14 protein-coding genes are annotated in these 11,501 nt (G+C 55.4%); 13 read left to right on the forward strand and 1 reads right to left on the reverse strand.

Annotated features, from left to right (window positions below; all coding sequences use genetic code 11):
* Positions 1 to 7 precede the first annotated feature (7 nt).
* Both NMC31_RS18035 and NMC31_RS18040 read left to right on the forward strand, forming a co-directional pair.
* The gene (locus tag NMC31_RS18035; protein WP_253898721.1) at positions 8 to 646 is read left to right on the forward strand and encodes a DUF1007 family protein; all 639 of its coding nucleotides are present in this window, start codon (positions 8 to 10) and stop codon (positions 644 to 646) included.
* On the forward strand, positions 637 to 1,617 hold the full coding sequence (locus tag NMC31_RS18040) for a nickel/cobalt transporter (protein WP_253898722.1): 981 nt from the start codon (positions 637 to 639) through the stop codon (positions 1,615 to 1,617). The genes NMC31_RS18035 and NMC31_RS18040 overlap by 10 nt, the downstream gene beginning before the upstream one ends.
* Before the next feature lie 84 nt (positions 1,618 to 1,701).
* Here NMC31_RS18040 and suhB read toward each other — a convergent pair whose 3' ends face one another.
* Positions 1,702 to 2,505, reverse strand: coding sequence for an inositol-1-monophosphatase (suhB, locus tag NMC31_RS18045; RefSeq protein WP_149464804.1), 804 nt, complete (start codon positions 2,503 to 2,505; stop codon positions 1,702 to 1,704).
* Positions 2,506 to 2,626: 121 nt separating this feature from the next.
* Here suhB and trmJ point away from each other — a divergent pair, with 121 nt between their 5' ends.
* The 11 genes from trmJ to sseB all read left to right on the forward strand — a co-directional run bounded on the left by trmJ (position 2,627) and on the right by sseB (position 11,443).
* The gene (gene trmJ, locus NMC31_RS18050; RefSeq protein WP_149464803.1) at positions 2,627 to 3,361 is read left to right on the forward strand and encodes a tRNA (cytosine(32)/uridine(32)-2'-O)-methyltransferase TrmJ; all 735 of its coding nucleotides are present in this window, start codon (positions 2,627 to 2,629) and stop codon (positions 3,359 to 3,361) included.
* Between the two features lie 250 nt (positions 3,362 to 3,611).
* Positions 3,612 to 4,103 (forward strand): Fe-S cluster assembly transcriptional regulator IscR, encoded by a 492-nt coding sequence (iscR, locus tag NMC31_RS18055; RefSeq protein WP_149464802.1) that lies wholly within the window; start codon positions 3,612 to 3,614, stop codon positions 4,101 to 4,103.
* Positions 4,104 to 4,238: 135 nt separating this feature from the next.
* Positions 4,239 to 5,453: a cysteine desulfurase gene (gene iscS, locus NMC31_RS18060; RefSeq protein ID WP_015963424.1), complete on the forward strand. Its 1,215-nt coding sequence runs from the start codon at positions 4,239 to 4,241 to the stop codon at positions 5,451 to 5,453.
* Positions 5,454 to 5,477: 24 nt separating this feature from the next.
* On the forward strand, positions 5,478 to 5,864 hold the full coding sequence (gene iscU / locus NMC31_RS18065) for a Fe-S cluster assembly scaffold IscU (protein WP_005120408.1): 387 nt from the start codon (positions 5,478 to 5,480) through the stop codon (positions 5,862 to 5,864).
* 16 nt (positions 5,865 to 5,880) lie between these two features.
* Complete coding sequence (iscA, locus tag NMC31_RS18070; protein WP_004104506.1) at positions 5,881 to 6,204, forward strand: iron-sulfur cluster assembly protein IscA; 324 nt, start codon at positions 5,881 to 5,883, stop codon at positions 6,202 to 6,204.
* Between the two features lie 69 nt (positions 6,205 to 6,273).
* A complete protein-coding gene (gene hscB / locus NMC31_RS18075; protein WP_015963425.1) occupies positions 6,274 to 6,789 on the forward strand; it encodes a co-chaperone HscB in 516 nt (171 codons plus the stop codon).
* A 15-nt stretch (positions 6,790 to 6,804) separates the two neighbouring features.
* Complete coding sequence (gene hscA, locus NMC31_RS18080) at positions 6,805 to 8,655, forward strand: Fe-S protein assembly chaperone HscA (RefSeq protein WP_253898723.1); 1,851 nt, start codon at positions 6,805 to 6,807, stop codon at positions 8,653 to 8,655.
* A 1-nt stretch (position 8,656) separates the two neighbouring features.
* Positions 8,657 to 8,992: an ISC system 2Fe-2S type ferredoxin gene (gene fdx, locus NMC31_RS18085; protein WP_253898724.1), complete on the forward strand. Its 336-nt coding sequence runs from the start codon at positions 8,657 to 8,659 to the stop codon at positions 8,990 to 8,992.
* 11 nt (positions 8,993 to 9,003) lie between these two features.
* The gene (gene iscX, locus NMC31_RS18090) at positions 9,004 to 9,204 is read left to right on the forward strand and encodes a Fe-S cluster assembly protein IscX (protein ID WP_015963428.1); all 201 of its coding nucleotides are present in this window, start codon (positions 9,004 to 9,006) and stop codon (positions 9,202 to 9,204) included.
* A 53-nt stretch (positions 9,205 to 9,257) separates the two neighbouring features.
* Positions 9,258 to 10,544, forward strand: coding sequence for an aminopeptidase PepB (gene pepB / locus NMC31_RS18095; protein ID WP_253898725.1), 1,287 nt, complete (start codon positions 9,258 to 9,260; stop codon positions 10,542 to 10,544).
* Positions 10,545 to 10,666: 122 nt separating this feature from the next.
* Positions 10,667 to 11,443, forward strand: a complete 777-nt coding sequence (gene sseB, locus NMC31_RS18100; RefSeq protein ID WP_253898726.1) for an enhanced serine sensitivity protein SseB — start codon at positions 10,667 to 10,669, stop codon at positions 11,441 to 11,443.
* Positions 11,444 to 11,501 lie beyond the last annotated feature (58 nt).

Here is an 11,501-nt window from a genome sequence, read left to right on the forward strand (position 1 = left end):
GGAACGGATGAAGAGAGTGAAACAAAGCGTAAGTCTGGTATTTTTCGCGGTTTTATCGCTTAGCGTCCAGGCGCACCCGCACAGTTTTATCACCCTGACGACGGACGTTGTGGCGCAGGATGGGCAGATAAGCGGGCTGAAAATGCGCTGGGTAATGGATGAATTAACATCAGCAGACCTGTTATATGACGCCGGAAAGGCTAAACCGGGTGACGAAGTGTGGAAAAAGCTGGCGGCGGAGGTGATGGCCAACGTGCTGGGGCAGCATTACTTCACTGAGTTCTGGCACAACGGTAAAAAGGTGAAATTTGATAATCTGCCCGCTGATTATGGCCTTGCGCGGGAGGGGCATCAGGCGGTACTGACGTTCACACTGCCGCTGGCGAATCCGCAGAAGTTAGCGGGGCAGACCTACACCTTCTCGACGTTTGACCCGACCTATTATGTCGATATGCACTATGAGAATGACGGTGATGTCTCGTTACCCGCGAGTTTGAAATCCACCTGCAAACTGGCGGTGCATACGCCGCAGCCCAGTGACGAAATGATGTCTTATGCGTTGTCGCTTGATAAAGAAGACGCACCGGATGAAGACATGGATCTCGGTAAACAATTTGCCCAGAAGGTGACGTTAACATGTCAGTGAACGCTCTGGTAAAACGCCCGTCACGCCGTTGGCTGGCGCTCTGGCCGCTGGCCATTTTTCTGCTACTGAGCGTGCTGGCGGGTCTGTGGCTGTGGCAGGCATGGCCGCAAGTGATGATAAAAAGCATCATCTGGCAGCGCGATGTGAATCAGCAGATGAGCGGCCTGCTCAAATCGGTGGCCGAAAATCCGACGCATGCAGGCGGTTCGTTGCTACTGTTTAGCTTTCTTTACGGCGTGCTGCATGCGCTGGGCCCAGGGCACGGTAAAGTCGTGATAGCTACCTGGCTGGCTACGCATCCTTCAAAGCTCAAATCAAGTATCGGGCTGACGCTGGCCTCGTCACTGTTACAGGGACTGGTGGCGATTGGCCTGGTGGTGGTCGTGCTTCTGTTGTTGCAACTCCCCGCAAGACAATTGCACGTTAGCGGATTCTGGATGGAGAAAGCGAGCTACGCGCTGGTGGGGATTCTGGGCCTCATGCTTTGCTGGCGGGCGCTAAAAAAATTGCGCCTTCTGATGCGCAAGCCTGCGTTTACGGCCTTTAAGCCTGTTCATGTCCATGATGAACACTGCGGCTGTGGGCACAAGCATCTGCCCGATCCGGAGCAAATTCGCAGCGGTGATGACTGGCGCGCGCGCCTGATGGTGGTGCTCTCGATGGGGTTACGCCCCTGCTCCGGTGCGATTATGGTTTTGCTGTTCAGCAAAGTGATTGGCGTATTTGTCTGGGGAATGGCGTCGGCGCTGGCGATGGCGGCGGGCACGTCACTGACTATCTCTTCGCTTGCGCTGTTGGTGCACAGTTTCCGTCAACTGGCGGTGCGGCTAAGTGGAAATCGTGCGCCGGTATTGTGGCGGCAGGTAGGCTGGACCACGCTGGCATTGGCTGGTGGCGCGCTATTGATTATTGCTGCGGTGGTGATGTGGGTGAGCGCGGTGCCGGTGGGGCGGGGAATGCGTCCGTTTTAAAAGTCGGATGACGGATAGTCAGGCAATGATGCGGTATTTTTTGTAGGCCCGGTAAGCGTGAGCGCCACCGGGCACAACAATCGCTTAGCGCTTCAGCGCTTCGCTCAACTGGTCACGCATGTTCGCCAGCATCGCTTTCACGACGCGCGCGTTACCCGCAACCACGTTGCCGGTCATCATGTAGTTGTGACCACCGGTGAAGTCGCACACCAGAGCACCCGCTTCACGCGCCAGCAGTTCACCTGCGGCGAAGTCCCACGGCTTCAGACCGATTTCGAAGAAACCGTCTACGCGGCCTGCGGCAACGTAAGCCAGATCCAGTGCAGCGGAACCGGTGCGGCGGAAATCGGCACATTCGGTGAACAGGTTACCGAGAATGTTCATGTACGCCGGGGCGTGTTGTTTGGCTTTGAACGGGAAACCGGTCGCCAGGATGGTGCCATCGAGGTCACGCGCAGTGCTGCAGCGCAGGCGGTAGCCGTTCAGCTGTGCGCCCTGACCACGGGTAGCGGTAAAGAGTTCGTTACGCATTGGATCATAAACCACCGCAACTTCAGTACGGCCTTTGATGCGTACAGCGATGGAGACCGCGAAGTGCGGCAGACGTTTAACGAAGTTGGTGGTGCCATCCAGTGGATCGATAACCCATTGTACATCCAGATCTTCGCCAACATGTTCACCGGTTTCCTCGGTGATGATGGTGTGCTGCGGGTAAGATTTGCGAATGGTTTCGATGATAATGGCTTCAGCCGCTTTATCAACGTTGGTCACGAAATCGTTGCTGCCTTTCTGGCTGGTTTCAACAGAATCTGGCGTTTCGTAATGTTTGGCAATCAGGTTACCCGCCTTGCGCGCTGCGCGCACGGCGATGTTCAGCATCGGATGCATCAGGTTACTCTCACTGGATGTTAAAGAACGGGGAAAAACGGCGCATATCATAACAGCGAATTCGGACTCTGTCTTCGGTTTATGGTAATATGGCCGAATAATCTTTAGACGAAGAAAGACAATGCTGCAAAATATTCGAATTGTGCTGGTTGAAACCTCTCACACCGGCAACATGGGCTCAGTGGCCCGTGCGATGAAAACCATGGGCTTAACCAACCTTTGGCTAGTGAATCCATTGGTAAAACCTGACTCCCAGGCCATCGCCCTGGCCGCCGGAGCCAGCGATGTTATCGGTAGCGCCAATATCGTCGATACGCTCGATGAAGCACTGGCGGGTTGCAGCCTGGTGGTGGGCACCAGCGCGCGTTCGCGCACGCTGCCATGGCCGATGCTCGACCCGCGCGAGTGCGGGCTGAAAAGCGTTGCTGAAGCAGAACACGCCCCGGTGGCGCTGGTGTTTGGTCGTGAGCGCGTGGGCCTGACTAACGAAGAATTGCAAAAGTGCCATTATCACGTCGCAATCGCCGCTAACCCGGAATACAGTTCGCTGAACCTGGCGATGGCGGTGCAGGTTATCTCTTATGAGGTCCGCATGGCATGGCTGGCGGCCCAGGAAAGCGGCGAAGCAAAAGTTGAGCACGACGAAACGCCATATCCGCTGGTTGATGACCTGGAGCGTTTCTATGGTCACCTGGAACAAACGCTGCTGAGTACCGGTTTTATCCGCGAGAACCATCCGGGGCAGGTAATGAACAAACTGCGTCGTCTGTTCACGCGCGCGCGCCCGGAAAGCCAGGAGTTGAACATCCTGCGCGGGATTCTGGCGTCGATTGAGCAGCAGAATAAGAAGTCATAAGGGCCACCCTCACCCTAACCCTCTCCCTGAGGGAGAGGGGACAGACTGTGCATCGTGTTCTCCCTCTCCCTGTGGGAGAGGGCCGGGGTGAGGGCATCAGACCGCACTGAATGTTAAATACCTGACTAAATTACTCAAGTAAATAGTTGACCATTTTACTCGGGAATGTCAGACTTGGTCCTGCTATGCAATACCCACACATATATTATTAAAAACCCCGGGCAGGGGCGAGTTTGAGGTTAAGTAAGACATGAGACTGACATCTAAAGGGCGTTACGCCGTGACCGCGATGCTGGACGTTGCACTCAACTCCGAAGCGGGCCCGGTGCCGTTGGCCGATATTTCAGAACGACAGGGAATTTCACTTTCCTACCTGGAGCAACTGTTCTCCCGTCTGCGTAAAAATGGTCTGGTATCCAGCGTTCGCGGTCCTGGCGGCGGTTATCTGCTGGGTAAAGAAGCTAACCATATCGCGGTTGGCGAAGTCATCAGCGCGGTTGACGAATCCGTCGACGCGACCCGTTGCCAGGGTAAAGGTGGTTGTCAGGGCGGTGATAAATGCCTGACTCACGCGCTGTGGCGTGACCTGAGCGATCGCCTGACCGGCTTCCTGAATAATATTACGCTGGGCGAACTGGTGAATAATCAGGAAGTGCTGGATGTGTCTGGTCGTCAGCACACCCATGAAACAACGCGCAACACCCGTGCGCAAGACGCCATCGACGTCAAACTGCGCGCGTAATATAAATATCCGCGCGACGGATAATAAAGAGATTTCAGAATCAGGCCGGAGCGTACCGCGCTCCGTCTCCTCGGTCGTACATCCAGCCGATAGCCTGATTCCTTGCATTGAAGCGATGTACGGAGTTTAAGAGCAATGAAATTACCGATTTATCTCGATTACTCCGCAACCACGCCGGTGGACCCGCGTGTTGCCGAGAAAATGATGCAGTTTTTAACCCTGGACGGAACCTTTGGTAACCCGGCCTCCCGTTCTCACCGTTTTGGCTGGCAGGCTGAAGAAGCGGTAGATATCGCCCGTAATCAGATTGCCGATCTGGTTGGTGCGGATCCGCGCGAAATTGTCTTCACCTCCGGTGCAACGGAATCTGACAACCTGGCAATTAAAGGTGCAGCCAACTTTTATCAGAAAAAAGGCAAGCACATTATTACCAGCAAAACCGAACACAAAGCTGTGCTGGACACCTGCCGTCAGCTTGAGCGTGAAGGTTTTGAAGTCACCTACCTTGCCCCTCAGCGCAACGGTATCATTGACCTGAAAGAACTCGAAGCGGCGATGCGTGATGACACCATCCTCGTTTCCATCATGCACGTGAACAACGAGATCGGTGTGGTACAGGATATCGCGACCATCGGCGAAATGTGCCGTGCGCGCGGTATTGTTTACCACGTTGATGCGACCCAGAGCGTGGGCAAACTGCCTATCGACCTGAGCCAGCTGAAAGTTGACCTGATGTCCTTCTCCGGCCACAAAATCTATGGCCCGAAAGGCATTGGCGCGCTGTACGTGCGTCGTAAACCGCGTATCCGCATCGAAGCACAGATGCACGGCGGCGGTCACGAGCGCGGCATGCGTTCCGGTACTCTGCCTGTTCACCAGATCGTCGGCATGGGCGAAGCTTACCGTATCGCGAAAGAAGAGATGGAAACCGAAATGGCCCGTCTGCGCGGTCTGCGTAACCGTCTGTGGAACGGCGTGAAGGATATGGAAGAAGTTTACCTGAACGGTGACCTTGAGCAGGGCGCGCCAAACATTCTTAACGTCAGCTTCAACTTTGTTGAAGGTGAATCGCTGATTATGGCCCTGAAAGACCTGGCCGTTTCTTCCGGTTCTGCCTGTACGTCTGCAAGCCTCGAGCCATCCTACGTGCTGCGTGCGCTGGGCATGACCGACGAGCTGGCACACAGCTCTATCCGTTTCTCTTTAGGTCGTTTTACTACCGAAGAAGAGATTGACTACACCATTCAACTGGTTCGTAACTCCATTGGCCGTCTGCGCGACCTTTCTCCGCTGTGGGAAATGTTCAAACAGGGCGTGGATCTGAACAGCATCGAATGGTCACATCACTAATCGGTAGATAAGAGGAATTCAATCATGGCATACAGCGAAAAAGTTATTGATCATTACGAGAACCCACGCAACGTTGGCTCCTTCGACAACAGCGATGAGAGCGTAGGTAGCGGCATGGTTGGCGCGCCAGCGTGTGGCGACGTGATGAAGTTGCAGATCAAAGTCAACAATGAAGGTATCATTGAAGACGCGCGTTTCAAGACCTACGGCTGCGGTTCTGCCATTGCGTCCAGCTCGCTGGTTACCGAATGGGTAAAAGGCAAGTCTCTGGACGAAGCTCAGGCAATTAAAAACACCGACATCGCAGACGAGCTTGAACTGCCGCCAGTGAAAATTCACTGCTCTATCCTGGCAGAAGACGCGATCAAAGCCGCCATTGCGGATTACAAAAGCAAACGTGAAGCAAAATAAGAATTGAGGTTTTGTTATGTCGATTACATTGAGCGACAGTGCAGCAGCGCGAGTCAATACCTTCCTGGCCAACCGCGGTAAAGGGTTTGGTCTGCGTCTGGGCGTGAGAACTTCCGGCTGCTCGGGTATGGCGTATGTACTGGAATTTGTTGATGAACCTGCGGCAGAAGATACCGTGTTCGAAGACAAAGGCGTGAAGGTGGTGATCGACGGTAAAAGCCTGCAATTCCTCGACGGCACTCAACTGGACTTCGTCAAAGAAGGCCTGAACGAAGGGTTTAAATTTACCAACCCGAACGTCAAAGATGAGTGCGGTTGCGGCGAAAGCTTTAACGTGTAACTGAACGTCACCAACCCCACCGCAGGCCTTCTGTGGGTGGGGTTTTGTTTTATTTACCCTGAGATTGTTATGGATTACTTCAGCCTCTTCGGGTTACCCGCCCACTATCACGTCGATACTCAGGCCCTTGCGACCCGTTTTCAGGATCTGCAACGTCAGAACCATCCCGACAAATTCGCCAGCGCCAGCGCAGCCGAGCAATTGGCCGCGGTGCAACGTTCCGCAACCATTAATCAGGCCTGGCAAACGCTACGCCATCCGCTGCCGCGCGCAGAATATCTGTTGTCGCTGCACGGTTTTGATTTAGCCAGCGAGCAGCACACGGTGCGCGATACCGCTTTTCTGATGGAACAACTGGAACTGCGCGAAGAGCTGGACGAGATTGAACAGGCGAAGGATGAAGCACGTCTGGAAGGGTTCATTAAACGCGTCAAAGCAGTGTTCGACACCCGCCATCAACAGATGGTGAAAGAATTAGACGATGAAGCGTGGGAGACGGCGGCGGATACCGTGCGTAAACTGCGTTTTCTCGATAAACTGCGCAGCAGTGCTGAACAACTCGAAGAAAAACTGCTCGACTATTAATTTCGGAAGCTCAATATGGCCTTATTACAAATTAGTGAGCCTGGTCTGAGTGCCGCGCCGCATCAGCGTCGTCTGGCGGTTGGCATCGATTTAGGCACCACCAATTCTCTGGTTGCGACGGTCCGTAGCGGTCAGGCGGAAACACTGGCTGACAGCCAGGGTCGTCACCTGCTGCCCTCTGTTGTCCATTACCAGGCGCAGGGCCACGTCGTGGGTCATGACGCGCGCGCCAATGCCGCGCAGGATCCTGCTAACACCATCAGTTCCGTCAAACGCCTGATGGGCCGCTCGCTGGCCGACATTCAGGCGCGTTACCCGCATCTGCCGTACCAGTTTGAGGCGAGCGAAAATGGCCTGCCGATGCTGGTTACTGAGGCCGGTGTGCTGAACCCGATTCGCGTCTCGGCCGATATCCTCAAAGCGCTGGCGGCGCGGGCGACTGAATCGCTCGCCGGTGAACTCGACGGCGTAGTGATCACCGTTCCGGCTTACTTTGACGATGCACAGCGTCAGGGCACCAAAGACGCCGCGCGTCTGGCGGGCCTGCATGTGCTGCGTCTGCTTAACGAACCGACCGCTGCGGCAATTGCCTACGGGCTGGATTCCGGCCAGGAAGGCGTAATTGCCGTCTATGACCTGGGCGGCGGGACGTTTGATATCTCTATTCTGCGCTTAAGCCGCGGTGTGTTTGAAGTGCTAGCCACCGGCGGCGATTCTGCGCTCGGCGGCGATGACTTCGACCATTTGCTGGCGGACTATATTCGCGAACAGGCAGGTATTCCCGATCGCAGCGACAACCGCGTTCAGCGTGAACTGCTGGATGCCGCTATCGCCGCTAAAATCGCCCTGAGTGATGCTCAGAGCGTGACGGTTGACGTTGCAGGCTGGAAAGGCGATATCACCCGCGAACAGTTTAACGACCTTATTTCCTCACTGGTTAAACGCACCCTGATGGCCTGCCGCCGCGCGCTGAAAGATGCGGGCGTGGAAGCGGAGGACGTGCTGGAAGTGGTGATGGTTGGTGGTTCAACGCGTGTTCCGCTGGTGCGTGAACGCGTGGGTGAATTCTTTGGCCGCACGCCGCTCACCTCTATCGACCCGGATAAAGTTGTTGCTATTGGCGCGGCGATTCAGGCCGATATTCTGGTGGGTAACAAGCCAGACAGTGAAATGCTGTTGCTGGATGTTATCCCGCTGTCGCTCGGTCTGGAGACCATGGGCGGCCTGGTGGAGAAAGTCATTCCGCGTAACACCACCATTCCGGTGGCGCGCGCGCAGGAGTTTACCACCTTCAAAGATGGTCAGACGGCGATGTCTATTCACGTGATGCAGGGCGAACGCGAACTGGTGCAGGATTGCCGCTCGCTGGCGCGCTTTGCGTTACGGGGTATTCCGGCGCTGCCGGCGGGTGGGGCGCATATTCGCGTTACCTTCCAGGTGGATGCCGACGGGCTGTTAAGCGTGACCGCGATGGAGAAATCCACCGGGGTGGAATCTTCGATTCAGGTTAAACCGTCCTACGGTCTGACCGATGGTGAAATCGCCACCATGATTCAGGATTCCATGAGCTACGCCGAGCACGATGTTAAAGCCCGTATGCTCGCGGAGCAAAAAGTAGAAGCAGCACGCGTACTGGAGAGTTTGACCGGTGCTCTGGCCGCCGATGCCGCGCTGTTAAGCGCCGCAGAACGTCAGGTCATTAACGAAGCCGCTGCGCATCTGAGCGCGGTTGCGGAAGGCAATGACACTGACGCCATAGAACAAGCCATTAAAAACGTTGATAAACAAACCCAGGAATTCGCCGCTCGCCGTATGGACAAATCAGTCCGTGCTGCGCTGAAAGGCCAATCCGTGGACGAGGTTTAATATGCCAAAGATTGTTTTTCTGCCCCACCAGGACCTGTGTCCGGATGGTGTAGTTGTGGAAGCTGAGACCGGTGAAACCATTCTGAATGCGGCGCTGCGCAGCGGTATCGAGATTGAACACGCCTGCGAAAAATCCTGTGCCTGCACCACCTGCCACTGCATCGTGCGTGAGGGTTTCGATTCTCTGCCAGAAAGCACTGAAGATGAAGACGATATGCTGGATAAAGCCTGGGGGCTGGAGCCGGATAGCCGTCTGAGCTGTCAGGCGCGCGTCACCGACGAAGATCTGGTAGTCGAAATTCCGCGTTACACAATTAACCACGCACGCGAGCACTAACAGAGGATAGTATGGGACTGAAGTGGACTGACAGCCGTGAAATCGGCGAAGCGCTTTACGACACCTTCCCGGATACCGATCCGAAGACCGTGCGCTTTACTGACCTGCACCAATGGATTTGCGACCTTGAGGATTTTGATGATGACCCTCAGGCATCAAATGAAAAAATCCTTGAGGCAATTCTGCTAGTCTGGTTAGACGAAGCTGAATAAGTCACATATCGGGCTGCCTTCGGGTGGCCCGTTTACTAATAAGGATAACTAAAATGACCGAAGCGATGAATATTACGCTTACCACGCAGCCAGCCGATGCGCGCTGGGGCGAAAAAGCGACTTATAGCATTAATGATAATGGAATCTCTCTGCACCTGACCGGTAAGGACGACCTTGGCCTGATTCAGCGCGCGGCGCGTAAAATTGATGGTCTGGGCATTAAACACGTGGCGCTGACCGGCGAAGGCTGGAGCGCCGATAGCGCGTGGGCTTTCTGGGCCGGTTATAAAGGGCCGAAAGGCACGCGTAAAGTGGAATGGCCAGAACTGGATGACGCGCAGCGTCAGGAGCTGGATAACCGCCTGACCATCATCGACTGGGTGCGTGATACCATCAACGCCCCGGCGGAAGACGTCGGCCCGTCACAGTTGGCGCAGCGTGCGGTCGATCTGCTGTGCAGCGTGGCTTGCGATCAGGTCTCTTATCGTATCACCAAAGGTGAAGATCTGCGCGAGCAGAACTACATGGGGATTCACACCGTAGGCCGTGGCTCCGAGCGCGCGCCGGTACTGCTGGCGCTGGACTACAACCCAACCGGCGATAAAGACGCACCGGTCTATGCCTGCCTGGTCGGCAAAGGCATCACCTTCGATTCCGGCGGTTATAGCCTGAAGCAAAGCGCGTTCATGGACTCGATGAAGTCTGACATGGGCGGTGCGGCGATGGTTACCGGTGCGCTGGCGTTTGCTATCACTCGTGGCCTGAACAAACGTGTGAAACTATACCTGTGCTGCGCCGATAACATGGTGAGCGGCAACGCTTTCAAACTGGGCGATATCATTCACTATCGTAACGGTAAAAACGTTGAAGTGATGAACACTGATGCAGAAGGGCGTCTGGTGCTGGCCGATGGCCTGATTGACGCGTCTGCGCAGAAACCAGAGCTGATTATTGATGCGGCGACCCTCACCGGTGCGGCGAAAACCGCGCTGGGTAACGATTATCACGCGCTGTTCAGCTTCGATGATGGCCTGGTCAATCGCATGATGGCGAGTGCGGCTGCGGAAAACGAACCGTTCTGGCGCCTGCCGCTGGCGGAGTTCCACCGCAACCAGTTGCCGTCCAACTTTGCTGAACTGAACAACACCGCGAACGCCACTTATCCGGCGGGTGCTAGCACGGCGGCGGGCTTCCTGTCTCACTTCGTTGAAAACTATCACCAGGGCTGGCTGCATATTGACTGCTCCGCTACTTATCGCAAAGGCGCGGTAGAGCAGTGGGCCGCCGGCGCGACCGGGCTGGGCGTGCGTACGATTGCGAATCTGCTGACCGCTGAATAATCTTTGTGGCTCCTCACCCTAACCCTCTCCCTCAGGGAGAGGGGAGTGCTCTGTGCGGTTTTCTCCCTCTCCCTGAGGGAGAGGGCCGGGGTGAGGGGGAAACCGACATTCTGGAACCCACTATGTCCGAAACCAAAAACGAATTAGAAACCCTGCTTGAGCAGGCGGCGACCGAACCGGCACATCGCCCGGCGTTTTTCCGCACGCTGCTGGAATCCACCGTGTGGGTGCCTGGTACAGCGGCTAAAGGCGAACAAATTGTGGAAGACAGCGCACTCGATTTACAGCACTGGGAAAAGGATGACGGCACTTCCGTTATTCCCTTTTTCACCTCGCTGGAAGCCTTGCAGCAAGCCGTTGAAGAGGAACAGGCGTTCGTGGTCATGCCCGTTCGCACATTGTTTGAAATGACCCTCGGCGAAACGCTGTTCCTCAATGCCAAACTGCCGACCGGAAAAGAGTTCACCCCGCGCGAAATCAGCCATCTGATTGGTGAAGAGGGAAACCCGCTCAGTACCCAGGAAGTGCTGGAAGGCGGCGAATCGCTGATCCTCTCCGAAGTGGCGGAGCCGCCTGCCCAAATGGTGGATTCGCTCACCACGCTGTTTAAAACCATCAAACCGGTGAAACGCGCGTTTATCTGTTCAATCAAAGAGAGTGCAGAAGGCGAGGCGAACCTGCTGATTGGTATCGAAGCAGACGGTGATATTGAAGAGATTATTCACGCCGCAGGCAGCGTGGCGACCGATACGCTACCGGGCGATGAACCGATTGATATCTGCCAGGTGGTAAAAGGGGAAAAGGGAATCAGCCACTTTATTACCGAACATATCACGCCGTTCTACGAACGCCGCTGGGGCGGCTTCCTGCGTGATTTTAAACAGAATCGGATTATCTAAGTTCGAGGAAGGCCGCCCCGCAGGGCGGCATCCTGGCTTACCTGCCCATTACATTGAT

The sequence above is a fragment of the Pseudocitrobacter vendiensis genome, assembly GCF_943590815.1.
GTDB classification, from domain to species: Bacteria; Pseudomonadota; Gammaproteobacteria; order Enterobacterales; family Enterobacteriaceae; genus Pseudocitrobacter; species Pseudocitrobacter vendiensis.